This is a genomic window from Mycobacterium scrofulaceum (assembly GCF_002086735.1).
Taxonomy (GTDB): domain Bacteria; phylum Actinomycetota; class Actinomycetes; order Mycobacteriales; family Mycobacteriaceae; genus Mycobacterium; species Mycobacterium scrofulaceum.
The window spans coordinates 20155-46992 of the sequence record NZ_MVIJ01000005.1; the positions used below are offsets into that span (position 1 = coordinate 20155).

General features: G+C 70.8%; 22 protein-coding genes and 1 pseudogene. 16 read left to right on the forward strand and 7 right to left on the reverse strand.

The window, feature by feature from the left end; genetic code table 11:
* Window positions 1–6: 6 nt before the first annotated feature.
* Window positions 7–1578: a mannosyltransferase gene (locus BST44_RS05170; protein WP_083175582.1), complete on the reverse strand. Its 1572-nt coding sequence runs from the start codon at window positions 1576–1578 to the stop codon at window positions 7–9.
* 285 nt (window positions 1579–1863) lie between these two features.
* Here BST44_RS05170 and BST44_RS05180 point away from each other — a divergent pair, with 285 nt between their 5' ends.
* Window positions 1864–2307 (forward strand): universal stress protein, encoded by a 444-nt coding sequence (locus BST44_RS05180; RefSeq protein ID WP_083175449.1) that lies wholly within the window; start codon window positions 1864–1866, stop codon window positions 2305–2307.
* A gap of 226 nt (window positions 2308–2533) precedes the next feature.
* Here BST44_RS05180 and BST44_RS05185 read toward each other — a convergent pair whose 3' ends face one another.
* Window positions 2534–3220 carry an MBL fold metallo-hydrolase gene (locus tag BST44_RS05185; protein WP_083175451.1) on the reverse strand — a complete coding sequence of 229 codons (687 nt, stop codon included), beginning with the start codon at window positions 3218–3220 and terminating at the stop codon, window positions 2534–2536.
* Between the two features lie 111 nt (window positions 3221–3331).
* Between BST44_RS05185 and uvrA the strand changes: the two genes are divergently transcribed.
* Window positions 3332–6238, forward strand: coding sequence for an excinuclease ABC subunit UvrA (uvrA, locus tag BST44_RS05190; RefSeq protein WP_083175581.1), 2907 nt, complete (start codon window positions 3332–3334; stop codon window positions 6236–6238).
* A 74-nt stretch (window positions 6239–6312) separates the two neighbouring features.
* On the opposite strand, the gene BST44_RS05195 is transcribed toward uvrA, so the two are convergent.
* From BST44_RS05195 to lysX, 4 genes are all read right to left on the reverse strand, one after another.
* Window positions 6313–6552 (reverse strand): PspA/IM30 family protein, encoded by a 240-nt coding sequence (locus tag BST44_RS05195; RefSeq protein ID WP_083175584.1) that lies wholly within the window; start codon window positions 6550–6552, stop codon window positions 6313–6315.
* Window positions 6545–6970: a DUF6653 family protein gene (locus tag BST44_RS05200; protein ID WP_341865312.1), complete on the reverse strand. Its 426-nt coding sequence runs from the start codon at window positions 6968–6970 to the stop codon at window positions 6545–6547. The genes BST44_RS05195 and BST44_RS05200 overlap by 8 nt, the downstream gene beginning before the upstream one ends.
* A gap of 6 nt (window positions 6971–6976) precedes the next feature.
* Window positions 6977–8446 carry an alpha/beta hydrolase gene (locus tag BST44_RS05205; RefSeq protein WP_208619728.1) on the reverse strand — a complete coding sequence of 490 codons (1470 nt, stop codon included), beginning with the start codon at window positions 8444–8446 and terminating at the stop codon, window positions 6977–6979.
* A gap of 76 nt (window positions 8447–8522) precedes the next feature.
* Window positions 8523–11858: a bifunctional lysylphosphatidylglycerol synthetase/lysine--tRNA ligase LysX gene (gene lysX / locus BST44_RS05210; RefSeq protein ID WP_083175454.1), complete on the reverse strand. Its 3336-nt coding sequence runs from the start codon at window positions 11856–11858 to the stop codon at window positions 8523–8525.
* Window positions 11859–12301: 443 nt separating this feature from the next.
* Between lysX and infC the strand changes: the two genes are divergently transcribed.
* The 4 genes from infC to BST44_RS05230 all read left to right on the forward strand — a co-directional run bounded on the left by infC (window position 12302) and on the right by BST44_RS05230 (window position 14420).
* The gene (gene infC, locus BST44_RS05215; RefSeq protein ID WP_244184733.1) at window positions 12302–12910 is read left to right on the forward strand and encodes a translation initiation factor IF-3; all 609 of its coding nucleotides are present in this window, start codon (window positions 12302–12304) and stop codon (window positions 12908–12910) included.
* Window positions 12911–12951: 41 nt separating this feature from the next.
* Window positions 12952–13146, forward strand: coding sequence for a 50S ribosomal protein L35 (rpmI, locus tag BST44_RS05220; RefSeq protein WP_083175457.1), 195 nt, complete (start codon window positions 12952–12954; stop codon window positions 13144–13146).
* Window positions 13147–13213: 67 nt separating this feature from the next.
* Window positions 13214–13609: a 50S ribosomal protein L20 gene (gene rplT / locus BST44_RS05225; protein WP_083175458.1), complete on the forward strand. Its 396-nt coding sequence runs from the start codon at window positions 13214–13216 to the stop codon at window positions 13607–13609.
* A gap of 19 nt (window positions 13610–13628) precedes the next feature.
* Window positions 13629–14420 carry a TrmH family RNA methyltransferase gene (locus BST44_RS05230; RefSeq protein ID WP_083175587.1) on the forward strand — a complete coding sequence of 264 codons (792 nt, stop codon included), beginning with the start codon at window positions 13629–13631 and terminating at the stop codon, window positions 14418–14420.
* Here BST44_RS05230 and BST44_RS05235 read toward each other — a convergent pair.
* The gene (locus BST44_RS05235; protein ID WP_083175460.1) at window positions 14407–15462 is read right to left on the reverse strand and encodes an oxygenase MpaB family protein; all 1056 of its coding nucleotides are present in this window, start codon (window positions 15460–15462) and stop codon (window positions 14407–14409) included. The genes BST44_RS05230 and BST44_RS05235 overlap by 14 nt on opposite strands.
* Window positions 15463–15651: 189 nt before the next feature.
* Between BST44_RS05235 and BST44_RS05240 the strand changes: the two genes are divergently transcribed.
* The 10 genes and pseudogenes from BST44_RS05240 (at window position 15652) to BST44_RS05285 (ending at window position 26832) form a co-directional block, all read left to right on the forward strand.
* Window positions 15652–16575: an adenylate/guanylate cyclase domain-containing protein gene (locus BST44_RS05240; protein ID WP_083175461.1), complete on the forward strand. Its 924-nt coding sequence runs from the start codon at window positions 15652–15654 to the stop codon at window positions 16573–16575.
* 8 nt (window positions 16576–16583) lie between these two features.
* Entirely contained in the window at window positions 16584–17396 is an 813-nt protein-coding gene (locus BST44_RS05245) for a rhomboid-like protein (protein ID WP_083175589.1), read from the forward strand.
* A 121-nt stretch (window positions 17397–17517) separates the two neighbouring features.
* Complete coding sequence (pheS, locus tag BST44_RS05250; protein ID WP_083175463.1) at window positions 17518–18561, forward strand: phenylalanine--tRNA ligase subunit alpha; 1044 nt, start codon at window positions 17518–17520, stop codon at window positions 18559–18561.
* Window positions 18561–21047: a phenylalanine--tRNA ligase subunit beta gene (gene pheT / locus BST44_RS05255; protein WP_083175464.1), complete on the forward strand. Its 2487-nt coding sequence runs from the start codon at window positions 18561–18563 to the stop codon at window positions 21045–21047. Before pheS ends, pheT begins: the two co-directional genes overlap by 1 nt.
* A gap of 38 nt (window positions 21048–21085) precedes the next feature.
* Window positions 21086–22145, forward strand: a pseudogene (gene argC / locus BST44_RS05260) (N-acetyl-gamma-glutamyl-phosphate reductase).
* Entirely contained in the window at window positions 22142–23350 is a 1209-nt protein-coding gene (argJ, locus tag BST44_RS05265; RefSeq protein WP_083175467.1) for a bifunctional glutamate N-acetyltransferase/amino-acid acetyltransferase ArgJ, read from the forward strand. Before argC ends, argJ begins: the two are co-directional and overlap by 4 nt.
* On the forward strand, window positions 23347–24234 hold the full coding sequence (gene argB / locus BST44_RS05270) for an acetylglutamate kinase (protein ID WP_083175469.1): 888 nt from the start codon (window positions 23347–23349) through the stop codon (window positions 24232–24234). The genes argJ and argB overlap by 4 nt, the downstream gene beginning before the upstream one ends.
* A 14-nt stretch (window positions 24235–24248) precedes the next feature.
* The gene (locus BST44_RS05275; protein ID WP_083175590.1) at window positions 24249–25415 is read left to right on the forward strand and encodes an acetylornithine transaminase; all 1167 of its coding nucleotides are present in this window, start codon (window positions 24249–24251) and stop codon (window positions 25413–25415) included.
* Window positions 25412–26341, forward strand: a complete 930-nt coding sequence (gene argF / locus BST44_RS05280) for an ornithine carbamoyltransferase (RefSeq protein ID WP_083175470.1) — start codon at window positions 25412–25414, stop codon at window positions 26339–26341. Before BST44_RS05275 ends, argF begins: the two co-directional genes overlap by 4 nt.
* On the forward strand, window positions 26338–26832 hold the full coding sequence (locus BST44_RS05285) for an arginine repressor (protein ID WP_083175472.1): 495 nt from the start codon (window positions 26338–26340) through the stop codon (window positions 26830–26832). The genes argF and BST44_RS05285 overlap by 4 nt, the downstream gene beginning before the upstream one ends.
* The last annotated feature ends 6 nt before the right edge of the window (window positions 26833–26838 follow it).

Here is a 26838-nt window from a genome sequence, read left to right on the forward strand (position 1 = left end):
GGCGAATCACCGCGTCGACTTCACCACCTGCGAGTAATGGAACTGCCAGCGTTCGACAATGTGGAATCCGAGATAACTCGGAAATCGGTAAGCGGGGGCGCGCGCGAATGTCGGTCCCGGCGGCAATGACGCTCCGGATTGGTGATCGGGCAGCGACGAGTCTTTATTGGTAATGGTCCAGATTGCCGGGCACTTGTTGATTTTGGCGGTCGTCAGCCACACGGCGACGTGGCCGTCCCACAACGACCCCACCTTCGGCCCGTACGCCCCGCGTTCCACGTCGATCAGCGACCGGAAGGCCGCCGGCCGGGTGGCCAGCAGCGCACGGATCGGTCCCGGCCGCCACGGGACGGTGTTGTCCACCATCAGGCAGTCACCGGGGGCCGCGTGGGAGCTGATCAGGTCGGCGACCTGGCTGTAATCCCAGCCCTCCTTGGCGTAGGGCCAGCGCTGGACGAACAGGTAGTTCGGCACGGCGGCCAGGGCGCAGAGCAGCATCACACCGGCGATGCGCCGCGGCCCGCGGGCGATCGTGACGACGCAAACGGCCAGCACGACGGCCATCGCGGGAGCGGTGAAGATCAGGTAGCGCGGGTAATAGATCGGTTCGTTGGCGGCCGAATAGACGACCACCAGCGCGGTGGGGATGACCAGCCACGCCGCGCAGACGACCAGGAGCGTGCGCATGTCGCCGGGCGGCGGCCGGACGCCGGCCAGCCGCGCCCCGACGGCCGCCACGATCAGGACCGCGGCCAGGATCGCGAAAGGAACGCTGTGGTCGAAGTACTGGCGCAGGATGATGTCGAACGCGTAGTGCCAGCTGACCGGGTAAATCCAGTTGACCTGCCACACCTGGGCGTGGGCGAACACGATGAACGGCACCATGGCCCCGACCGCGACCGTTGAGCTGACCACCCACCAAATGGCGGGAGACCTACGCGCTTTCTCGGGCGCCAGCAGCGGGACCATGACGGCGTAAACCGGCACCAATAGCACCAGGTTCAAATTGAGCAGAATTGCGAGCATCAACGCGAGCGCATAACACACCCACAATCGCGGTCGGTTGCGTTTGGTGGCGGCGACGAGCAACACGGTGAGCCAGGCCGCCGCGGCGGCCGCGAAGGCGTAGGGTCGCGCCTCCATGCCCGCCCAGGTGGTGCGCGGAAGGATGGCGAACATGACGCCGGCGCAGACCGCGGTCGGCCGGGTCGCGAACTGCCGGGCGAACACCGTGACGCCCGCGGCGGCCGCGCCGACCGCCAGCGCGCTGGGCGCCCGCGACCAGAACTCGGTCGGCGGGAACAGGACGAACCAACCGTGCATCAGCAGGTAGTACAACCCGTGAACCGCGTCGATGTGGCTCAGCAGCCGCCACAACTCGGCCAGGGTCCGGCTCGCCGCGGCCGAGATGGTCGCGCCCTCGTCGAACCACAGGGACGGCCTGCAGGCCCAGGCGCCGCTGACCACGGCCGCGAACACGGCGATCGCCCACGGATCGAGCAACCTGCCGGGCCGACGCTCCGGCGCCGGCTCCTCGACTTCATCCGCGACGCGCTGCGCGACGGTGGGCGTGGACATGATGCTTGTCACTGTAAAGCGGAATCGCGGGGGCGGCTCACAAATCGTCCGCAACCTATTCGGCCGCGGCGCTCGCATTCGGCGAAAAGCTGCGTTATGCAACGCTTTCCGGCCCGGCCCCGAGCATTTGATGGATTAGTCATCGGCGATATTGTCCGTTGACTCGGCGGTGGCCCGCAAATTGTCGACACGCCGCGCCGGGCAGTGTCGCTAATCTGTTCCCTCTGCAACCGGCAAACGCGATAGTGTCTTGAGTTGGCTGACCAACCGAATCAGGGAGGGTAAATGGGCGCCTATCGGACTGTGGTGGTGGGAACCGACGGCTCGGACTCGTCAATGCGTGCGGTAGACAAGGCGGCGCAGATCGCCGGGCCGGACGCCAAGCTGATCGTCGCGTCGGCGTACCTGCCCCAGCATGAGGACTCCCGGGCCGCCGACGCCCTGCGCGACGAGAGCTACAAGGTGTCCGGCACCGCGCCGATTTACGCGATCCTGCAAGACGCCAAGGAGCGGGCCCACAAGGCCGGGGCCAAGAACGTCGAGGAGCGCCCAATCGTCGGCGCCCCGGTCGACGCGCTGGTCAAGCTGGCCGAGGACGAAAAGGCCGACCTGCTGGTCGTCGGCAACGTCGGCCTGAGCACCATCGCGGGCCGGCTGCTGGGATCGGTGCCGGCCAACGTCTCGCGGCGGGCCAAGGTCGACGTGCTGATCGTGCACACCACGTCGTAGCTCGGTGGCGGCGACCCGCCTCGCCCGGCTACGCCGCGCTCGCGATCGCCACGAGCCCGGTGGCGGCGACCCGCCTCGCCCGGCTACGCCGCGCTCGCGATCGCCACGAGCCCGATGGTGGCGACCCGCCTCGCCCGGCTACGCCGCGCTCGCGATCGCCACGAGCCCGATGGTGGCGACCCGCCTCGCCCGGCTACGCCGCGCTCGCGATCGCCACGAGCCCGCGCTACCAGCCCCGTTCGCGCCATTCGGCCAGGTGCGGGCGCTCCGCGCCGAGCACGGTGTCGTCGCCGTGGCCGGGGTAGACGACGGTGGAGTCGTCGTACACGTCGAACACCCTTGTGGTGACGTCGTCGAGCAGCTGGTCGAAATCGCCCGCCTTCCAGGTCTTGCCCACGCCGCCCGGGAAGAGGCAGTCGCCCGTGAACAACTGGGTGGTGCCGCCGGTCGCCGGCCCGTCGAGGGCGAGCGCGATCGACCCGGGCGTGTGGCCGCGCAGGTGAATGACGTCGAACCGCAGCTCGCCGATCCGGACGGTGTCGCCGCCCGCCAGCAAACGATCCGGCTTGACGGGCAGCGCTTCGGCGTCGATCTCGTTGGCGGCGGTCGGGGCGCCGGTGGCCGCGGCCACGGCCTCCAGCGCCTGCCAGTGGTCGAAGTGCTGATGGCTGGTGACGATCAGCGACACCTTCGGCGCGTACTCCCGGACCAGGCCGATCAGCACGTCGGCGTCGTTGGCGGCGTCGATCAACAACGTCTCGCCGGTCGCGGAACAAGTCACCAGATACGCATTGTTGTCCATGGGGCCCACCGACGCCTTTAGGATCGTGGCGCCGGGTAGGGTCCGGCGGGCCGCGGTGCCGGGGTCGACGTGTCCGGTGTAGTTGTCGCTCACCTTGTCGGGGGCAGTCATAGCGGCCACGTTACTGGTCAAACGATGCTTGTCGGTATGGGCACATAGCATGGAATGCGCCGTGCGCATCATCGGCACGAGCACGTCAAAGATTCACTGAGAGAGGGCAGCGTGGCTGACCGCCTGATCGTCAAGGGCGCCCGCGAACACAACCTGCGGGGCGTGGACCTCGACCTGCCGCGGGACGCGTTGATCGTGTTCACCGGGCTGTCGGGCTCGGGCAAATCGTCGCTGGCGTTCGACACGATTTTCGCCGAGGGGCAGCGCCGGTATGTGGAGTCGCTGTCGGCCTACGCGCGTCAGTTCCTGGGGCAGATGGACAAGCCCGACGTCGACTTCATCGAGGGCCTGTCCCCGGCGGTGTCCATCGATCAGAAGTCGACCAACCGCAACCCGCGGTCGACCGTCGGGACCATCACCGAGGTGTACGACTACCTCCGGTTGCTCTACGCCCGGGCGGGCACACCGCACTGCCCGGTCTGCGGCGAGCGGATCGCCCGCCAGACGCCCCAGCAAATCGTGGACCAGGTGCTGGCGATGCCGGAGGGCACCCGTTTCCAGGTGCTGGCCCCGGTGGTGCGCACCCGCAAGGGCGAGTTCGCCGACCTGTTCGAGAAGCTCAACGCCCAGGGGTACAGCCGGGTGCGGGTGGACGGCGTGGTGCACTCGCTGACCGACCCGCCGAAGCTGAAGAAGCAGGAGAAGCACGACATCGAGGTGGTGGTGGACCGCCTCACCGTCAAGGCCAGCGCCAAGCAGCGGCTCACCGACTCGGTGGAGACCGCGCTGAACCTGGCCGACGGCATCGTGGTGCTGGAATTCGTCGACCACGAACACGACGCGCACAACCGCGAGCAGCGGTTCTCCGAGAAGCTGGCCTGCCCCAACGGGCACGCGCTGGCGGTCGACGACCTGGAGCCGCGGTCGTTCTCGTTCAACTCGCCCTACGGCGCGTGCCCCGAGTGCACCGGCCTGGGCATCCGCAAGGAGGTCGACCCGGACCTGGTGGTGCCCGACCCCGAGCGCACCCTGGCCGAGGGCGCGGTGGCGCCGTGGTCGACGGGACACACCGCGGAGTATTTCACCCGCATGATGGCCGGGCTCGGCGACGAGATGGGCTTCGACGTGGATACGCCGTGGCGCAAGCTGCCGGCCAAGGCGCGCAAGGCGATCCTCGAGGGCTCCGACCATCAGGTGCACGTGCGCTACCGCAACCGGTACGGCCGAACCCGTTCGTACTACGCGGATTTCGAGGGGGTGCTGGCGTTCCTGCAACGCAAGATGGCCCAGACCGAATCCGAGCAGATGAAGGAACGCTACGAGGGCTTCATGCGCGACGTGCCCTGCCCGGAGTGCGACGGCACGCGGCTCAAGCCGGAGATCCTGGCGGTGACCCTGTCCGCGGGGGACCGGGGCGCGAAGTCCATCGCCGAGGTGTCCGAGCTGTCGATCGCCGACTGTTCGGACTTCCTGAACGCGCTCACCCTGGGGCCCCGCGAGCAGGCGATCGCCGGGCAGGTGCTCAAGGAGATCCAGTCGCGGCTGGGCTTTTTGCTCGACGTGGGGCTGGACTACCTGTCGTTGTCGCGGGCGGCGGCCACGCTGTCCGGGGGTGAGGCGCAACGCATCCGGCTGGCCACCCAGATCGGGTCCGGCCTGGTGGGCGTGCTCTACGTGCTCGACGAGCCGTCTATCGGCCTGCACCAGCGCGACAACCGCCGGCTCATCGAAACCCTCACCCGCTTAAGGGATTTGGGTAACACGCTGATCGTGGTCGAGCACGACGAGGACACCATCGCCCACGCCGACTGGATCGTCGACATCGGCCCGCGGGCCGGCGAGCACGGCGGCGAGATCGTGCACAGCGGAACGTACGCCGACCTGCTGGCCAACCCGGACTCGATCACCGGCGCCTTCCTGTCGGGCAAGGAGGCCATCGCGATGCCGGCGATCCGGCGTGCGATAGACCGCAAGCGTCAGCTCACCGTCGTCGGCGCGCGCGAGCACAACCTGCGCGGCATCGACGTCTCGTTCCCGCTGGGCGTGCTCACCTCGGTGACCGGCGTGTCCGGCTCCGGCAAGTCCACGCTGGTCAACGACATCCTGGCCACGGTGCTGGCCAACCGGCTCAACGGCGCCCGGCTGGTGCCGGGGCGGCACACCCGGGTGACGGGCCTGGACCACCTGGACAAGCTGGTGCGGGTGGACCAGTCGCCGATCGGCCGCACGCCGCGGTCCAACCCGGCCACCTACACCGGCGTGTTCGACAAGATCCGCACCCTGTTCGCGGCGACCACGGAGGCCAAGGTCCGTGGCTACCAACCGGGCCGGTTCTCCTTCAACGTCAAGGGCGGCCGCTGCGAGGCGTGCACGGGCGACGGCACGATCAAGATCGAGATGAACTTCCTGCCCGACGTGTACGTGCCGTGCGAGGTCTGCCACGGCGCTCGCTACAACCGCGAAACCCTGGAAGTGCACTACAAGGGCAAGACCATCTCCGAAGTGCTGGACATGTCGATCGAGGAGGCGGCGGAGTTCTTCGAGCCGATCACCGGCATCCACCGCTACCTGCGCACGCTGGTCGACGTCGGACTGGGTTACGTCCGGCTGGGCCAGCCCGCCCCGACGCTGTCCGGGGGCGAGGCCCAGCGCGTCAAGCTGGCCGCCGAGCTGCAGAAGCGCTCGACGGGGCGGACGATCTACATCCTCGACGAGCCCACCACGGGCCTGCACTTCGACGACATCCGCAAGCTGCTGACCGTCATCAACGGGCTGGTCGACAAGGGCAACACGGTCATCGTGATCGAGCACAACCTGGACGTCATCAAGACGTCGGACTGGATCGTCGACATGGGGCCCGAGGGCGGCGCGGAGGGCGGGACCGTTGTCGCCGAGGGCACCCCGGAGGACATCGCCGCGGTGCCGGAGAGCTACACCGGGAAGTTCCTGGCCGAGGTCATCGGCCGCGCCACCCCGCCGCCGCGGCGGTCCACCCGGCGGCGCAAAGCCACCGCCTGAACCGGCCTACGGCGCCCCGGCGCCCCACGACACATAAACGGCTGCGCCGACACGCCGAAAGACGCCGCAGCCGTTTATGTTTCGTGACTGTCGCGCCGCATGGATTCGCGGATCTGCGCCAACCGCTCGGCGGCCGCGCGTTCGCGCTCCTCGTACTGTTCCTCGACCGACCGGCCCTCCGCGGAATCGGCATCGAGTTCCGCGGCGCCCTGCGCCGTCGCGTAGCGGCCTTCGATCTTCTCGCGGACCGATTCGAAGGTCGGCACACCCGTGCCGTCGTACCCCGTGTCGGGTGGGGTTGGTTCCTCAGGCATCGCCACGCTCCCGTTCCAGATACCTCACCATCTGCTCCCAATACACCAGCGTCAACGCCATTTGCACCGCGGCGGCGCCCGCCGCGGGCAGCGGCCGGCGCCTGTGGGCGGCGACGACGGCACCGACCGCGGCGGCCGACGTCAGCGCGCTGACCGCCATGGCCGCGTCCCGGGGACGACGGCTGATCCACAACTCCTCGCCGAGCATCGCCCGTGTCGACCACGCCCGCCGGTGCGCCGGCTCGCCGAAGACGAACGGATTCACGGCCAGCCACAGCGCAATCCACGCCGCATGGCTCCAGCGCCGCGTCCACGGCGGCACCAGGATCAGCGGGGTGCTCGCCCAGCGCGTCCAGGCGCTCCACGGATTGCAGTGCCGCGCGAAGACGGCACGCCGAATCCTCGCCACCGAAAGCACCGGCGGCTATCGGGAATGGTTGGCCGGAACGACGACCGGGGTGGCGGCGGGCGGGGCGGCGCCGGGCAGCGCGCTGCGCGGGATCCCCGGGGTGCCCAGCCGGCCGGCCAGCCACGGCAGTGCGGCGGCGAAGACGCGGTCGGCGAACGGCCAGTCGTGCTTGCCGGGCTGCGCCAGCACCGCGCAGTCGATCCCGTTGGCACGCCCGAGGGCGCACAGCGAATACGCGGCCGCCGTCTGGTTGCCGGGGTCGGCGGCCGCCTCCAGGCCGGCCAGCCGGATCGCGCCGCCGTCGGTCGTCGGCGGGTCGTGGCGCGGCGTCCGCGGCCCGTCGGAGGAGATCGCGAACCAGCCGGCCACGTCGCGGTACGGTCCGTGCCTGCTGATCACCGTGGTCGGGTCGAAAGCCGCCCACGCGTCGGCGTTGCCGCCGAATAGCCGGGCGATGGTCTGGGCCTTGTTCCCGGCGTTCGGAAAGAAGTCGCCGGCGACGTCGACGAACGCGCTGAACATGTCCGGGTGCATCACGGTCAGGTCCAGGGCGCAGGTGCCGCCCATGGACCAGCCGGCGACGCCCCAATTGGACCGGTCGGCGCTGACGCCGAACTTGGAAACCAGGTACGGCACCACGTCTTTGGTGAGATGGTCGGCGGCGTTGCCGCGCACGCCGTTGACGCATTCGGTGTCGTTGTTGAACGCCCCGCCGGAGTCGACGAACACCAGCACCGGCGCCTTGCCGTCGTGGGCGGCGGCGAAATCGTCGATCGTCTTGACCGCGTTGCCCGCGCGGGTCCAGTCCGCGGGGGTGTTGAACTGCCCCCCGATCATCATGACCGTCGGCAGCGCCGGCGGCGGGCTGCTGGCGAACCATTCGGGCGGCAGGTAAACCAGCTCGCCGCGGTGCTTGAAATGCGAGGCGTCGGAGGGGATCACGACGGGGACGACGCTGCCGTGCGGCGGTCGCGCCCGCTTGGCGGCCAGCGCGGTGACGGTGGCCTGGTCGGCCTGGTCGGGCAGCGGGCCGGAGGTGAGCTGGCTCCAGGCTTCCTGCACGGTCGGGAAGTAGCCCACCCACAGGTTGAGCACCAGCGCGGCGCACAGCGCGCACAACGGCACCGCGAGCAGCCCGGCGCCGCGCCGCCAGAAGCGGGCCCCGCGCCACCCCAGCACCAGGACCGCCGCCGCCGTGCCGGTCAACGTGATCCACAGCCACAGCGCGGCCGGGGCGGGTTCGTCGGACAGGCCGCGGTCCACGATGTACCAGTGCGTCAGGTAGGCCGCGGCGGCCCCGGCCAGCGCGGCCGCGGGCAGCCACACTGTCCGCCACCGGCGCGACCGCCACCCGACGGCGAGCGTGAGCACCACCGCGGTGACCACCTGGATCGTGGAGGGCAGCCAGCCGTGCATCAGGGACGTGTGACTACTTGCCAGCAACTGCGTCGTGGCATTAGTCGTCGCCGCGGTCACGGCTTTCATTGTGAGCCATTGTTAACCGCCCTGGAACACATTCACCGAATGTTCGCTGTCGGCGGACCACCCCTGCGCGGGCCGGCTAGTGCGGCTTGGCCAGCGGAAACGGCAGGGTCTCGCGGATGCTGCGGCCGGTTATGAGCATGACGAGCCGATCGATGCCCATGCCGAGCCCGCCGGTCGGCGGCATCGCGTATTCCATCGCCTGCAGGAAATCCTCGTCGAGTTCCATCGCCTCCGGATCGCCGCCGGCGGCCAGCAGCGACTGCTCCCGCAACCGGCGCCGCTGCTCCACCGGGTCGGTCAGCTCGCTGTAGGCGGTCCCCAGCTCGACCCCCCACGCCACCAGGTCCCACCGCTCGGCGACGCCGCGCCGGGTGCGGTGCGGCCGGGTCAGCGGCGAGACGGAGGTGGGGAAGTCGATGTAGAAGGTCGGTCGCTCGGTCCGGTCCTCCACCAGGTGCTCGTAGAGCTCCAGCACCACGGCGCCGGCGTCCCACTGCGCCCGGTACGGAATGTGGGCGGCGTCGGAGAATTTGCGCAAGACGGACAGGGGAGTGTCGGGGTCGATGTGCTCGCCGAGCGCCTCGGACACCGCGTCGTGCACGGTCTTGACCGGCCAGTCCCCGGAGATGTCGACCGGTTGGAGGTGGCTGCCGTCGGCGGGCCGCAGCACGGTCTGTTCCCCATGGGCGGCCTGCGCGGCGTTCTGGATGAGCTCCCGGCAGCCGTCGATCCAGACTCGGTAGTCGGCGTGCGCCTGGTAAGCCTCCAGCAGCGTGAACTCCGGGTTGTGGCTGAAGTCCACCCCCTCGTTGCGGAAGGCCCGGCCGAGCTCGAACACCCGCTCCACGCCGCCGACGCACAGCCGTTTGAGGTACAGCTCCGGCGCGATGCGCAGGAACAGGTCCATGTCATAGGTGTTGATGTGGGTCACGAACGGCCGGGCGGTGGCCCCGCCGTGGATCTGCTGCAGGATCGGCGTCTCGACCTCGATGAAACCCTTGGCGAACAACGTTTCCCGGACGGAGCGCAGGACGCTGCTGCGCGCCGTGATCAGCTCGCGGGACTCCGGATTGACCGCCAGGTCGACGTAGCGGGTCCGCACCCGGGCCTCGGGGTCGGTCAGGCCCTTCCACTTGTTCGGCAACGGCCGCAGGCACTTTCCGATCATCCGCCAGTCGCGCACGATCAGCGACCGGGTGCCGTTCTTGGAAAAACCCATGTGCCCGCTCATCTCGACCAGGTCACCGAGGTCGATGGCCGCGGTGAAATCCGCGGTGCGGCTGTGCTCCAGGCGTGAGTTCTCCAGCAGCACCTGCAATTCGCCCGACCAGTCCCGCAGCTGGGCGAACAACACCCCGCCGTAGTCGCGTATGCGCAAGATGCGGCCCGACACCGAGACGGCTTCCTGGTCGTCGGCGTCCAGCGCCCCGGCCACGGTGTGGCTGGGTGGGCTGCCCACCGGATAGGCGTCGACTCCGTTGCGCCGCAGTATCTTCAGCTTGGCCAGGCGCACCCGCACCTGCTCGGGCAGGCGGGCCCTGGACTCTTCGAGCTCCGCGTCGTCGCGTCGTTGTTGCAGCTCGCTGACGTCGGGCGCCGAGCCGTCGTGGTGCAGCAGACCCGACTCCACCAGCTGCGACGGCACCGCGGGGTGATGGCCGGTGTGCACCCGTTCCCGCCGGGTGAACGGGAGCACCAGGAAGCCCTCCGCGATCACCGAGGCGACGCCGACCCGCGGGATCAGCCGCGCATCCTCGTAGCAGGCGTAGCGCGGAACCCACTCGGGCTGGTACTTCATGTTCGAGCGGTACAGCGTCTCCAGCTGCCACCACCGCGAGAAGAACAGGAGCAGGCCCCGCCACAACCGGGCAACGGGGCCGGCGCCGAGTTGGGCGCCCTGCTCGAAGGCCGAGCGGAACATCGCGAAGTTCAGCGAAATACGGCTGATGCCAAGCTTTTCGGCGGTCAGGGCGAGCTCGCTGACCATCAGCTCGATGGTGCCGTTGGGGGACTGCGGGGAGCGGCGCATCAAGTCGAGGGAAACGCCCGTGGTGCCCCACGGGACCAGCGACAGCATCGCCACGACGGCGCCTTCGCGGTCCAGCGCCTCGACCAGCAGGCAGTCCCCGTCGGCGGGGTCGCCGAGCCGGCCCAGCGCCATGGAGAAGCCGCGCTCGGTCTGGGTGTCGCGCCAGGCGTCGGCGCGGCTGATGGTCTCGGCCATCTCGTCGGCCGAGATGTCGCGGTGGCGCCGAATGCGCAAGGTCAGTCCGGCGCGGCGGGCCCGGGTCACGGCCTGGCGCACTCCGCGCATGTCGGGGCCGGACAACCGGAAGTCGGCGGTCCGCAGGATCGCCTCGTCGCCCAACTCCAGCGCGTTGAGCCCGGCTTCCCGATAGACGCGGGCCCCCTGCGTGCTGGCGCCCATCACGCCCGGCGCCCATCCGTAGGTCTGGCACAGCCCGAGCCACGCGTCGATGGCTTGCGGCCACGCGCGCGGGTCGCCGATCGGGTCGCCACTGGCCAGGCAGACCCCGACTTCGACGCGGTAGGTGATGGCGGCGCGGCCACTCTGCGCGAACACCACCGACTTGTCGCGGCGGGTCGCGAAGTACCCGAGCGAGTCGTTCTTGCCCCACAATTCGAGGAGCCCGCGGATCGCCGACTCGTCCTCGCCCGTCAAGGCGTTCTCGGCGCGCTGTGACTGGAAGAGCACGATGGTCGCCATGATCAGCGCCAACGCGCCGAACAGGCCGAAGATCGCGTTGAGGAACACGTGCGGCCTGCCGGTGAACAGGTCCGGGTCGGCCAGGGCGAATCCGACCACCCGGTTGGCCACGTAGGGCAGGCGGTCCGGGCGCGCCAGCGTGCCGGGCCACAGCTCAACCAGGCCCCAGGACAGCAGGATCCCGATCACGTCGCCGGCGACCAGCACCGCGGCGGCTTTGACCAGCGCGCCCCTGCGCACCTTGGCCCAGAACTCCCGGTAGGCCAGCACCAGCAGGACGATCGCGACGATGTGCACCGCGAAGCCCAGGTTCTCGCCGAACGTCTCGGCCGCGGTGTTGTCGCCCGCGGCCATGTCGGCGACGTTCACCCCGGCGGCCAGGATCATCTGGCCCAGCAACACCAGCCAGGCGACCCGCTTCCGCGCGGTCAGCGCCGCGGCCAGCAATGCCAGCACGAACGACCACGCGATGCTGGTGTCCGGGAAGTTGAACAGGTAGTCGTTGATGAACTCGCGGGGAACCTTGATCAGCCACCGGATCGCCGGGGACACGCTGGCCAGCAACGACACGGTGGCGATGACGCCCACGATCCACCCGGCCGCCGCCGGCACCCAGCGATACCGGGAATGCGACCGACCGCGGGATCCCGAACGGGACCCCGACCGAGATGAAGCGAGTGTCACAGACCGCGAGGATATGCCCTCAGTCCGTGAAAAGCTTGACGAAGCGCTAAGAGTGGCCGGCAATAGTTCGGTCCGGTTGCGTCCGCGTGCCTGCGTGCCCGACGGGGCTCGGGGGCGAAGTACGAAAAGCCGCCCCGTGGCTGCTAAACTGGCGTTCGCGACCATCCCGGCGAAGGCCAGGAACAGTTAAGTGGAGTCCCACTCCCACCGCGGGCCACGAGATTTCTCAAGGCTCCGTGGTCCGGTCACAGACATCGCGCGTGTCTGTCCCCGCGAGCGACGCGGGCGGCTTGGCCAATGGCAAGCCGTGATCGGTCGGCATTGGGCCCTGCTATGGCAGGGCTTTTCTGCTGGTGGTGTGGTGTTTCCGCCGCTGAATCCGAATCGGACCCAGGCCCTGGCCGGCGATGCAGGACACGTATAAGCCCAACAAGGGAGGCCCCATCAGCACTGAGACCCGCGTCAATGAGCGCATCCGCGTACCTGAAGTCAGATTGATCGGCCCAGGGGGAGAGCAGGTAGGCATAGTGCGCATCGAAGACGCACTGCGCGTCGCTGCGGACGCCGATCTCGACCTTGTCGAAGTTGCCCCGAACGCCAGACCCCCCGTCTGCAAGATCATGGACTACGGCAAGTTCAAATACGAGGCGGCGCAAAAGGCGCGCGAATCCCGCCGGAACCAGCAGCAGACCGTCGTCAAAGAGCAGAAGCTCCGACCGAAGATCGACGATCACGATTACGAGACCAAGAAGGGCCACGTGATCCGCTTCCTGGAGGCGGGTTCGAAGGTGAAGGTCACCATCATGTTCCGCGGACGTGAGCAGTCGCGGCCTGAACTGGGCTACCGGCTGCTGCAGCGGCTGGGCGCGGACGTGGCCGAATACGGCTTCGTCGAGACGTCCGCCAAGCAGGACGGCCGCAACATGACGATGGTGCTGGCCCCGCACCGCGGCGCGAAGACTCGCGCCAGGGCGCGGCACCCCGAGGGACACGGGGACGGCACCGCGCCGGACACCGAGGCCTCCGCCGAGCCCAACCCTTCACCCAACTGACCGGCACGACACAGAACCGAAGAAGCAGAAGTAGAGGAAACATGCCCAAGGCCAAGACCCATAGCGGGGCTTCGAAGCGGTTCCGGCGCACCGGAACCGGCAAGATCGTCCGCCAGAAAGCCAATCGTCGGCACCTGCTGGAGCACAAGTCGTCGACCCGGACCCGTCGGCTCGAAGGCCGCACCACCGTGTCGGCCAACGACACCAAGCGAATCAACGCGCTGCTGAACGGCTGATCATCGCGCCGGGGCCCGTCGGCGCCGGCACCCACCATTTACTTAGCAACGAGAGTAGGAACTTCCCATGGCACGCGTGAAGCGGGCGGTCAACGCCCACAAGAAGAGGCGCAGCATTCTCAAGGCCTCGAAGGGCTATCGCGGCCAGCGATCACGCCTCTACCGCAAAGCCAAAGAGCAGCAGCTGCATTCGCTGAACTACGCCTACCGTGACCGGCGCGCGCGCAAGGGCGAGTTCCGCAAGCTGTGGATCTCGCGGATCAACGCGGCGGCGCGCGCCAACGACATCACCTACAACCGGCTGATCCAGGGTCTGAAGGCCGCCGGTGTCGAGGTGGACCGCAAGAACCTCGCCGACATCGCGATCACCGATCCCGCGGCCTTCACCGCGCTGGTCGACGTCGCCCGGGCCGCACTGCCCGACGACGTCAACGCCCCGTCGGATTCCGGAGAGGCCGCCTAGCCCGGCTTCCGATGTGCAGGTGCTGACCGAACGTTCGGCCCGGGTCGCCGCGGCGGTCAAACTGCATCGCCACGTCGGTCGCCGGCGGGCGGGGCGATTCCTCGCCGAAGGCGCCAACCTGGTTGAGGCCGCGGCCGCCCGCGGCCTGGTCCGCGACGTCTTCGTCACCGCGGCCGCCGAGCAGCGGTACGCGGCTTTGCTTGGCGCGCAGCGCTGCCCGGTCCATCTGGTCAACGAGCGCGCCGCAAGGGCGCTGTCCGACACCGTCACCCCGGCCGGACTGGTGGCCGTCTGCGACATGCCGGCCACCGGGCTGGCGGACGTGCTGGCCGGTTCGCCGCGGCTGATCGCGGTCGCCGTCGAGATCGGGGAACCGGGCAACGCCGGCACGGTCATTCGCCTCGCCCACGCCCTGGGCGCCCACGGCGTGATCCTCGGCGGCCACACCGTCGATCCGTACAACGGCAAGTGCCTGCGCGCCTCGACCGGCAGCATCTTCTCGATTCCGGTGGTCACCGAGCCCGACGTGCCCGCCGCGCTGGACGCGCTGCGCGGCGCGGGGCTGCAGCTGCTGGCGACCACCGTGGACGGCGAGGCGCGCCTCGACGAGGCCGCGGACCTGCTCGGCCGACCGACGGCGTGGTTGTTCGGGCCCGAATCCCGGGGATTGCCAAGCGACGTCGCGGGGGCTGCCGATCACCGTATGCGCATCCCGATGTCCGGCGGTGCGGAGAGCCTGAACGTGGCCTCCGCGGCGGCCATCTGCCTTTACCAGAGCGCGCAGGCGCTGGGTTTGCTCACGCGGCCCTGACGCGGGCCCGGGCCGGCCGCAGGCCGGCCAGCGACAGCGTCCCGTGCACCAGCGAACCCGCGCGCTCCATCAGCGCCTTCGCCGGGTCGAGGGGCGAACGCGGAGCGTAGCGGGAACGGGGAGGGAAGTAATGCATCGGCAGTCCGCGGCGGTCGCGGGGCGGCGCCATGAACGGCGGCGCCTCCACCAGGGGCGCGTCGCTGGGCAGCCGTCCCTCGGCGCGGCGGTAGGCGGCCAGTGCGCGCGGGTGCAGCCGGATCTCATCGGGAACCGCCAGGAAGGCCAGCTCCACCAGCTTGCCGAACAGCCGCAGCAGCACCTCGTCGCCCGGGGTCCAGCGCATGCCGGCTTTCTCGCGCACCGCGGGCTCGAACAGCCCCGCCGCGATCCAGCGCTGACCGGCGACCAGCGGCTTGAACATCTGGTCCCAGATCGGCGTCGGCATCAGCACGAATTTCGGTTTGGGGATCCGGATTTGGAAGATGTCCAGCGTCGCCTGGTTGACTTCCAGCTGCTCGCGGCAGACCCGATCCCAGTACTCCTGAAACTCCTCCCACGAGCCGGGCACCGGCCGCATGCTCATCCCGTACATCCGGTACCAGCGCACGTGTTCGTCGAACAGTTGCCGCTTCTCGGCCTCCGTGAGGCCCCCGCAGAAATATTCGGCCACCTTGATCACGAGCATGAAGAAGGTGGCGTGCGCCCAGTAGAACGTCTCCGGGTTCAGCGCGTGATAGCGCCGGCCGGACGCGTCGACGCCCTTGATGGTGTGGTGGTAGCTCTTGATCTGCCGCCCGGTCGTCGCGGCGCGGTCCCCGTCGTAGACGACGCCCATGATCGGGTAGACCGAGCGCGCCACCCGCTGCAGCGGCTCGCGCAGCAGAATCGAGTGCTCCTCGACGCCCGCGCCCAGCTCGGGGTACATGTTCTGGATCGCGCCGATCCAGACCCCCATCATCCCCGTGCGCAGATCGCCAAAGTACTTCCAGGTCAGGGAATCTGGTCCGAGCGGATCGTCGGGCGCGGTGGGAATGGCAGTCATCTCGGCCTCCTGGGCTCACGATAAACTTGACAACGAGCGTTGTCTACGATTTCGGCCGCGCGCGCCACCGGTGTTATCGAGCTTCCATTGCGGTGTGGCGCCGCTGTGATCAGCCCGGACGTTGCGAGCTGTGACACAACCGCCGGGGCTTCATTGCCCGCCTCCGGCGGAAGGAAATAACCTGGCCACGTGGAACTCGCGCGTCACGATTCGGATTCGGGCGAGCCCGAACAGCCAACCGTGACGCCATCCGATCCGCCACGGCGGTCCCCGGTTTCGGTTCAGGGCGCCTCGCAGTGGCTGCACAGCCGCAACCACAGCCCCGGTGCCGTCGCCTTCATCCGCCGCGCGCGGCGGCTGCTGCCCGGTGACCCCGAGTTCGGCGACCCGCTCTCCACGGCCGGCGACGGTGGCCCCCGCGCCGCCGCGCGGGCCGCCGATCGGCTGCTGGGCGACCGCGACGCGGTGTCGCGCGAAGTCAGCCTCGGGGTGTTGCAGCTATGGCAGGCGCTGACCGAGTCGGTGTCCCGGCGCCCGGCCAACCCCGAGGTGACGCTGGTGTTCACCGATCTGGTCGGGTTTTCCTCCTGGTCCCTGCAGGCCGGTGACGAGGCGGCGCTCTCGCTGCTGCGCCAGGTCGCACGGGCCGTCGAGCCGCCGCTGCTCGACGCGGGCGGTCACATCGTCAAACGGATGGGCGACGGGCTGATGGCCGTCTTCGGCGATCCCACCGTCGCGGTGCGGGCCGTGCTGGCGGCCAAGGAGGCGTTGAAGGCCGTCGAGGTGGCCGGCTACACGCCGCGGATGCGGGTCGGGATCCACACCGGCCGGCCCCAGCGGTTGGCGGCGGACTGGCTCGGCGTCGACGTGAACATCGCCGCGCGGGTGATGGAACGGGCCACCAAGGGCGGGATCATGGTGTCGAGTTCGACACTCGACCTGATCGCCCAGAGCGAACTGGACGCGATGGGCGTCGTCGCCAAACGCGCACGTAAATCGGTTTTCGCCGGCAAAACCACGGGAGTGCCTGCCGACTTGGCGATATATCGTTTGCGGACTCAAAGGGAGTTGACAGCGCCGGATCACAGCTCCGAAACGAATCAACCGACATAATGGATGCAATGTTTGGGGGCATCCTCGCCCGGCTCGCCCGGGTCCAGTTCACGGTGGGGTACGTGGCGGCGCTGCTTGCCGTCAGCGTGGCCATCTTGGCCCTCGGCCCGCACGCGCACGACGTGTTGGTCGAGCGGGCCAGCACCAACCTGCACAACCTGGCCCACGGCCACGTCGGCACGTTGCTGGGCAGCGCGCTGGTCGTCGACGCCGGCCCGCTCTACTTCTGGTTGCCCTTCCTCACCTGCCTGCTCGCCCTGGGCGAGCTGCACCTGCGCACCATCAGGCTGGTGGTCGCGTTCCTGGTCGGGCACATCGGCGCGACGCTGGTCGTGGCCGCCGCCCTGGCCGCGGCGGTCGAGTTCGGCTGGCTGCCGCTGTCGATCACCCGCGCCAGCGACGTCGGGATGAGCTACGGGGCGCTCGCCGTGCTCGGCGCGATGACGGCGGTGATCCCCCAGCGCTGGCGCGCCGCCTGGGTCGGCTGGTGGGTGTCGGCCGGTTTGGCCTCGGCGATCATCGGCGGCGATTTCACCGACGCCGGTCACACCGTCGCCGTGGTGCTTGGCGTGCTGGTGTCGGCCCGGTTCCGGCAACCCGTCCGGTGGACGCCCGTGCGCTCGTTGATGCTGGCGGCGTCGTCCGGGTTCGGATTCCTGATGCTGGCGCATCACTGGGGAACGATGGCCGCGGCGCCCGCTTTCGGCCTCCTGGGCGCGCTCGCCGCGCACAAGCTCATGCGGTTCGCCACCCGGCGCGGCGCCCTGCCGGCGCTGGACGACGCCGCCCTCGCCGGCGCCCAGCCGGCCGCGGCGGGCTAGGCACCGGGCCGCCCGCACTCCCAAGCGCGCTGCCGGGCCGCGCGCAGCGGATCACTATGATCGGCACTTGCCGCTGGGCAACTTCCACCCCAGCCCCCCTCAGCAAGGAGAGTGTCGCCGCGTGGGTGCTCAGCCCGTCGACCTGTCACCGGACGCCCTGGCCCAGGCCGTCGGCGCCGCCCGCGACGCGATCGCGCGCGCCGGGGATCTGGACGCGCTGGCACGGGTGAAGACCGACCACCTCGGTGACCGTTCGCCCCTGGCGCTGGCGCGGCAGGCGCTGGGCAGCGTCCCCAAGGAGGAGCGCGCCGACGCGGGCAAGCGGGTCAACGCCGCGCGCACCGAGGCCCAGCGCAGCTACGACGAGCGGCTGGCGGCGCTGCGTGCCGAACGCGACGCGGCCGTACTGGTCGCCGAAAGCATCGACGTCACGCTGCCGTCCACCCGGCAGCCACCCGGCGCCCGGCACCCGATCACCATCCTGGCCGAGCACATCGCCGACACCTTCGTCGCGATGGGATGGGAGCTGGCCGAGGGGCCGGAGGTCGAGACCGAGCAGTTCAACTTCGACGCGCTCAACTTCCCCGCGGACCACCCCGCGCGCAGCGAGCAGGACACCTTCTACATCGCGCCGGACGACTCCCGGCAGCTGCTGCGCACCCACACGTCGCCGGTGCAGGTCCGCACCCTGCTGGCGCACGAGCTGCCCGTCTACATCGTGTCGATCGGCCGCACCTTCCGCACCGACGAGCTCGACGCCACCCACACGCCCGTCTTCCACCAGGTCGAGGGGCTGGCCGTGGACCGCGGCCTGTCCATGGCGCACCTGCGGGGCACCCTGGACGCGTTCGCGCGCGCCGAGTTCGGGCCCGAGGCGCGCACCCGGATCCGCCCGCACTTCTTCCCGTTCACCGAACCCTCCGCCGAGGTCGACGTCTGGTTCGTCGGCAAGAAGGGCGGCCCCGGCTGGGTGGAGTGGGGCGGCTGCGGCATGGTCCACCCGAACGTGTTGCGCGCCGCCGGGATCGACCCCGAGCAGTACTCCGGCTTCGCGTTCGGCATGGGCCTGGAACGCACCCTGCAGTTCCGCAACGGCATCCCCGACATGCGTGACATGGTCGAGGGCGACGTCCGGTTCTCGCTGCCGTTCGGGGTGGGTGCCTGATGCGGATCCCCTACAGCTGGTTGCGGGAGGTCGTGAACCTCGGCGCCCCGGACTGGGACGTCGCCCCGGACGATCTCGAGCAGACGCTGATCCGGATCGGCCACGAGGTCGAGGAGGTCGTCACGCTCGGCCCGGTCGACGGGCCGCTGACCGTGGGGCGGGTGAGCAGCATCGAGGAGCTCACCGGTTTCAAGAAGCCGATCCGGGCCTGCCGGGTCGACGTCGGCGACGGCGAGGACCGCGACATCGTCTGCGGGGCGACCAATTTCGCCGTCGGTGACCTGGTGGTCGTGGCGCTGCCGGGCACCACGTTGCCCGGCGGGTTCGCCATCACGGCGCGCAAGACCTATGGCCGCGACTCCGACGGCATGATCTGCTCGGCGGCCGAATTGGGTTTGGGCGCCGACCATTCCGGCATCCTGGTGCTGCCGCCGGGCACCGCCGAGCCGGGCGCCGCCGGCGCGGCGGTGCTGGGGCTGGACGACGTGGTCTTCCACCTGGCGATCACCCCCGACCGCGGCTACTGCATGTCGGTGCGCGGGCTGGCCCGCGAGATCGCGTGCGCCTACGACCTGGACTTCGTCGACCCCGCGGATGTCAAGCCATTGCCGGCCGTGGGGCAGGCCTGGCCGCTGACCGTGCAGCCCGAGACCGGCGTCCGCCGGTTCGCCCTGCGGCCGGTGACCGGCATCGACCCCGCGGCCGTGTCGCCGTGGTGGCTGCAGCGCCGGCTGCTGCTCGCCGGCATCCGCGCGACGTCCCCGGCGGTGGACGTCACCAACTACGTGATGCTCGAGCTCGGCCACCCCATGCACGCGCACGACCGCAACCGCATCTCCGGGGGCCTCGCCGTGCGGTTCGCCCGGCCCGGCGAGACCGTCGTCACCCTCGACGACATCGAGCGCCGCCTCGATCCCGCCGACGTGCTCATCGTCGACGACCGGGCGACCGCCGCGATCGGCGGCGTAATGGGCGCCGCGAGCACCGAGGTGCGGGCCGACTCCGCCGACGTGCTGCTCGAGGCCGCCGTCTGGGACCCCGCCGCCGTCTCGCGCACCCAGCGCCGGCTGCACCTGCCCAGCGAGGCCGCCCGGCGCTACGAGCGCGGGGTGGACCCCGCCGTCTCGGTCGCCGCGCTGGACCGCTGCGCCACCCTGCTCGTCGACATCGCCGGGGGAGCGGTGTCCGATGAACTGACCGACTGGCGGGGCGACCCGCCGCGCGACGACTGGTCGCCCCCGCCGATCCGGATCCCCGCCGACCTGCCCGACCGGGTGGCCGGGGTCGCCTACCCGCCGGGCGCCGCCGCGCGCCGCCTGGCGCAGATCGGCGCGCTGGTCAGCGACGAGGGCGACACCCTGACCGTGACGCCGCCGAGCTGGCGGCCCGACCTGGTGCAGCCCGCCGACCTGGTCGAGGAGGTGCTGCGGTTGGAGGGGCTGGAGGCCATCCCGTCGGTGCTGCCCGCGGCGCCCGCGGGCCGGGGCCTCACGGCCGGGCAGAAGCGTCGCCGCGCCATCGGCATATCGCTCGCCCAGTCCGGGTACGTCGAGATCCTGCCGACGCCGTTCCTGCCCGCGGGCGTGTTCGACCTGTGGGGCCTGCCCGCCGACGACCCGCGGCGCACCACCACCCAAGTGCTCAACCCGCTGGAGGCCGACCGCCCGCACCTGGCCACCACGCTGCTGCCCGCGCTGCTGGAGGCGTTGGTGCGCAACGTGTCCCGCGGGCTGGTGGACGTCGCCCTCTACGCCCAGGCGCAGGTGGTGCAGCCCACCGAGGAGACCCGCGGCGTGCAGCCCATCCCGGTGCACCGCCGGCCGACCGACACCGAGATCGCCCAACTGGACGCCTCGTTGCCGCGGCAGCCGCAGCACGTCGCGGCGGTGCTGGCCGGCCTGCGCGAGCGCCGCGGCCCATGGGGCCCCGGCCGCCGGGCCGAGGCCGCCGACGCGTTCGAGGCGGCCCGCATCATCGCCCGCGCCAGCGGGGTCGAGGTGCGCCTGCGGGCGGCCCAGCACCTGCCCTGGCACCCTGGCCGGTGCGCCGAGGTGCTGGTCGGGGACACCGTCGTCGGGCACGCCGGGCAGCTGCACCCGAGCGTCGTCGAGCGCTCCGGGCTGCCGAAGGGCACCTGCGCCGTCGAGCTCGACCTCGACGCGATTCCCATCGCCACGGCGTTGCCGGCGCCCAGGGTGTCGCCCTTCCCGGCCGTCTTCCAGGACGTCAGCCTGGTGGTGCCCGCGCACGTGCCGGCCCAGGCGGTGGCCGACGCCGTCCGGGAGGGAGCCGGCGAGCTGCTGGAAGATTTGCAGTTGTTCGACGTCTTCACCGGCCCGCAGGTCGGGGAGGGCCGCAAATCGCTGACGTTCGCGCTGCGTTTCCGCGCACCGGACCGCACCCTGACCGAGGACGACGCCAGCGCGGCCCGCGACGCCGCTGTCCGGCGCGCCACCGAGGCGGTCGGCGCCGAGCTGCGCGCCTGACCAGCGTTGGGAATGGATTTGCAAACCAATGCATAACCATGCAGAATCGGCGGAATGGCCGACGTATTGAGGGTGGCGGTTGCCGGCGCCAGCGGATATGCGGGCGGTGAGATCCTGCGGCTGCTGCTGGGGCATCCCGGCTACGCCGACGGCCGGCTCGCCGTCGGGGCGCTGACCGCCGCGGCCAGCGCCGGCAGCACGCTCGGCGAGCACCACCCGCACCTGATGCCGCTGGCCCAGCGGGTGGTCGAGCCCACCGAGCTCGCCGTGCTCGCCGGCCACGACGTGGTCTTTCTCGCACTGCCGCACGGGCATTCGGCGGCGCTGGCCGAACAGCTGGGGCCGGACACCCTGATCGTCGACTGCGGCGCCGACTTCCGGCTCACCGACGCCACCGCCTGGGAAAGGTTCTACGGTTCCGCGCACGCCGGGAGCTGGCCGTACGGGCTGCCGGAGCTGCCCGGCGCGCGCGAGCGGCTGCGCGGCGCGCGGCGCATCGCCGTCCCGGGCTGCTACCCGACAGCGGCGCTGCTGGCGTTGCTGCCCGCGGTGGCCGAGGACCTGGTCGAGCCCGCCGTCACGGTCGTCGCCGTCAGCGGCACCTCGGGGGCGGGACGCGCCGCCAAGACCGACCTGCTCGGCTCCGAGGTCATCGGGTCCGCCCGGGCCTACAACATCGCCGGGGCCCACCGGCACACCCCCGAGATCGCCCAGGGACTGCGGGCCGTCGCCGGGCGTGACGTCACGGTGTCGTTCACCCCGGTGTTGATCCCGACGTCGCGCGGCATCCTGGCCACCTGCACGGCGCGCACCAGCGCCCCGCTGTCGCAGCTGCGGGCGGCCTACGAAAAGGCGTACGACGCCGAGCCGTTCGTCTACCTGCTGCCCGAGGGCCAACTTCCCCGCACCGGTTCGGTGATCGGCAGCAACGCGGCGCACATCGCCGTCGCGGTGGACGAGGCCGCGCACACGTTCGTGGCCGTCGCCGCCATCGACAACCTGGTCAAGGGCACCGGCGGCGCGGCGGTGCAGGCGATGAACCTGGCGCTGGGCTGGCCGGAGACCGAAGGCCTTTCGGTGGTCGGGGTCGCGCCGTGACCCGCACCGGCGCGCGTTTGGTGCGCGAGCAGGGCGTCACCGCGCCGGCCGGGTTCCGCGCCGCGGGCATCGCCGCCGGCATCAAGGCGTCCGGTAACCGCGACCTCGCCCTGGTGTTCAACGAGGGGCCCGACTACGCGGCCGCCGGCCTGTTCACCCGCAACAAGGTCAAGGCCGCGCCGGTGCTGTGGACCCAGCAGGTGCTGACCACCGGCGCCTTGCGCGCGGTGATCCTCAACTCCGGCGGCGCCAACGCCTGCACCGGTCCCGGCGGCTTCCAGGACGCACACGCCACCGCCGAGGCCGTCGCGGCCGCGCTGTCCGACTGGGGGACCGAGACCGGCGCCGTCGAGGTCGCGGTGTGCTCCACCGGCCTGATCGGCGACCGGCTGCCGATGGACACGGTGCTGGCCGGGGTCCGCGCGATCGTGCAGGACATGGCGGGCGGGCTGAGCGGCGGCGACGAGGCCGCGCGCGCGATCATGACCACCGATACCGTGCCCAAACAGGTTGCGCTGCACCACCCGGGCAACTGGACGGTCGGCGGGATGGCCAAGGGCGCGGGCATGCTGGCGCCGTCGCTGGCGACGATGCTCTGCGTGCTCACCACCGACGCGGCCGCCCCCGCCGCCGCGCTCGACAGCGCGCTGCGCCGCGCCGCCGCCCGCACCTTCGACCGGCTCGACATCGACGGCAGCTGCTCGACCAACGACACCGTGCTGCTGCTGGCGTCGGGGGCCAGCGAAATCGCCCCGTCCCAGGCCGATCTCGACGACGCGGTGCTGCGGGTGTGCGACGACCTGTGCGCGCAGCTGCAGGCCGACGCCGAGGGCGTCACCAAGCGCGTCACCGTGACCGTCACCGGGGCCGCTTCCGAGGCCGACGCGCTGACCGCCGCCCGGGTGGTCGCCCGCGACAGCCTGGTCAAGACCGCGGTGTTCGGGTCCGACCCCAACTGGGGGCGGGTGCTGGCGGCGGTCGGCATGGCGCCGGTGGACCTCGATCCGGACCGGATCACGGTGTCCTTCAACGGGTTTGCGGTGTGCGTCGACGGGGTCGGCGCGCCGGGGGCGCGCGAGGTGGACCTGTCCGGCGCCGACATCGACATCACCGTCGACCTCGCTGTGGGGGACGGCGCCGCCGCCGTGCGCACCACCGACCTTTCGCACGCCTACGTCGAAGAGAACTCGGCGTACAGCTCATGACGTTCACGACGGATGAGCTCTCGACCGGGGTCAAGGCGCAGGTGCTGGCCGAAGCGCTGCCCTGGCTGAAGCAGCTGCACGGCAAGATCGTCGTGATCAAGTACGGCGGCAACGCCATGACCGACGACACGCTGCGGCGCGCCTTTGCCGCCGACATGGCCTTCCTGCGCAACTGCGGCATCCACCCCGTCGTCGTGCACGGCGGCGGCCCGCAGATCTCCGCCATGCTGCGGCGCCTGGGGATCGAGGGCGACTTCAAGGGCGGCTTCCGCGTCACCACACCCGAAGTCCTCGACGTGGCGCGGATGGTGCTGTTCGGTCAGGTGGGCCGCGAACTGGTCAACCTGATCAACGCGCACGGACCGTATGCCGTCGGCATCACCGGCGAGGACGCGCAGCTGTTCACCGCCGTGCGGCGCAGCGTCACCGTGGACGGCGTGGCCACCGACATCGGGCTGGTCGGCGACGTCGAACGGGTCAACACCGCGGCGGTACTGGATCTTATTGCGGCGGGCCGCATTCCGGTGGTGTCGACGCTGGCCCCGGACGCCGAGGGCGTGGTGCACAACATCAACGCCGACACCGCCGCGGCCGCGCTCGCCGAGGCGCTGCGGGCCGAAAAGTTGTTGATGCTCACCGATGTCGAGGGCCTCTACACCAGTTGGCCGGATCGTGGTTCGCTGGTCAGCGAAATCGACACGGCCACGCTGTCGCAACTGCTACCCAACCTGGAGGCGGGCATGATTCCCAAGGTCGAGGCGTGCCTGCGGGCCGTCACGGCGGGGGTGCCGAGCGCGCACGTCATCGACGGCAGGGTCGAACACTGCGTGCTGGTGGAGCTTTTCACCGACGCGGGCACCGGCACCAAGGTGGTGCGCGCGTGAGCGAAGGGGAATTGATGCAGCAGCGCTGGGAAGCCGTGATGATGAACAACTACGGCACCCCACCGCTGGCCCTGGCCAGCGGCGACGGCGCCGTGGTCACCGACGTGGACGGCAACACCTACCTGGACCTGCTCGGCGGCATCGCGGTCAACGTCCTCGGGCATCGCCACCCCGCGATCATCGAGGCGGTCACCCACCAGATGGCGACGCTGGGCCACACCTCCAACCTGTACGCCAGCGAACCGGGCATCGCGCTGGCCGAGGAGCTGGTCACCCTGCTGGCGGTCGACGCGAAGGCCCGGGTGTTCTTCTGCAACTCCGGAACCGAGGCCAACGAGGTGGCGTTCAAGCTGTCGCGGCTGACCGGGCGCACGAAACTGGTTGCGGCGCAAGGTGGATTCCATGGCCGCACGATGGGGTCGCTGGCGCTGACCGGTCAGCCGAGTAAGCAGGCGCCGTTCGAGCCGCTCCCGGGGTACGTCACGCACGTGCCCTACGGCGACGCCGACGCGCTGGCCGCCGCGGTCGACGACGCCACCGCCGCGGTGTTCCTGGAACCGATCATGGGGGAGGGCGGCGTCGTCGTCCCACCGGAGGGGTATCTGAGCGCAGCCCGCGACGTCACCTCGCGGCACGGCGCGCTGCTGGTGCTCGACGAGGTGCAGACGGGGATGGGCCGCACCGGGGCCTTTTTCGCCCACCAGCACGACGGCGTCACCCCCGACGTCGTGACCATGGCCAAGGGCCTGGGCGGCGGGCTGCCCATCGGAGCGTGCCTGGCCGTCGGGCCGGCCGCCGAGCTGATGACCCCCGGCCTGCACGGCAGCACCTTCGGCGGCAACCCGGTCTGCGCCGCGGCGGCGCGGGCGGTGCTGCGGGTGATCGCCGACGAGGACCTGGTCCGGCATGCCGAGGTGCTGGGCAAGTCGCTGCGCCACGGCATCGAGTCGCTGAACCACCCGCTGGTCGACCACGTGCGCGGGCGCGGCCTGCTGCAGGGCGTGGCGCTGACCGCGCCGCGGGCCAAGGACGCCGAAAACGCCGCGCGCGCAGCCGGATTCCTGGTCAACGCCGCAGCGCCCGACGTGATCCGCCTGGCGCCGCCGCTGATCGTCACCGAGGCCCAGCTGGAGACCTTCGTCGAAGCCTTGCCCGCCGTCCTGGACAGGGCTGCCGCGTGACCCCCCGCCACTTCCTGCGCGACGACGACCTGTCGCCCTCCGAGCAGGCCGAGGTGCTGCGGCTGGCCGCCGATCTGAAGAAGGACCCGTTCAGCCGCCGGCCGCTGGAGGGACCGCGCGGCGTCGCGGTGCTCTTCGACAAGAACTCCACCCGCACCCGGTTCTCCTTCGAGGTGGGCATCGCCCAGCTCGGCGGGCACGCCGTCGTCGTCGACGCCCGCAGCACCCAGCTGGGCCGCGACGAGACGCTGGGCGACACCGCTCGGGTGCTGTCCCGCTACGTCGAGGCCATCGTCTGGCGCACCTTCGGGCAGGACCGGCTCGAGGCGATGGCCGAAGCGGCGACGGTGCCGGTGGTCAACGCGCTCTCCGACGAGTTCCACCCCTGTCAGGTGCTCGCCGACCTGCAGACCATCGCCGAGCGCAAGGGATCGCTTGCCGGACTGCGGATGTCCTACTTCGGCGACGGCGCCAACAACATGGCTCACTCGCTGCTGCTGGGCGGGGTGACCGCGGGCATCCACGTCACCGTCGCCGCGCCGGACGGCTTCGCCCCGGACCCCGCGTACCTGGCCGCGGCCCGGAGCCGCGCCGAAGCCGCCGGCGGGTCGGTCACCGTCACCGCCGACGCCGACGCCGCCGCCAAGGGCGCCGACGTCCTGGTGACCGACACCTGGGTCTCGATGGGGCAGGAGGGCGACGGGCTGGACCGGGTGGGGCCGTTCCGGCCGTTCCAGGTCAACCAGCGGCTGCTCGGCCTTGCCGACCCGGAAGCCATTGTGCTGCACTGCCTTCCGGCCCACCGCGGCGACGAGATCACCGACGAGGTGATGGACGGGCCGGCCAGCGTGGTGTGGGACGAGGCCGAGAACCGGCTGCACGCCCAGAAGGCGTTGCTGGTGTGGCTCTTGGAGCGCAGCTCGTGACCCGGTCGAAGACCACACCCGAGACCACCCGGGCCGGGCGACAGGACCGCATCGTGGCGATCCTGTCGTCGGCGTCGATCAGCAGCCAAAGCGAGCTGGCGGCCCGGCTGGCCGACGAGGGCATCGAGGTCACCCAGGCCACGCTGTCGCGCGACCTCGAGGAACTCGGCGCCGTCAAGCTGCGCGGCGCCGACGGCGGCGTCGGCGTCTACATCGTCCCCGAGGACGGCAGCCCGGTGCGCGGCGTCTCCGGCGGCACCGCGCGGCTGTCCCGGCTGCTCGGCGAGCTGCTGGTGTCCGTCGACGCCAGCGCCAACCTTGCTGTGCTGCGCACCCCGCCCGGCGGCGCCAACTACCTGGCCAGCGCCATCGACCGCGCGGCGCTACCGTACGTCGTCGGCACCATCGCCGGCGACGACACCGTCTTCGTGGCCGCCCGAGAGCCGATGACCGGCGCCGAGCTGGCCCACACGCTGGAAAGCCTCACCTAGAAGGAG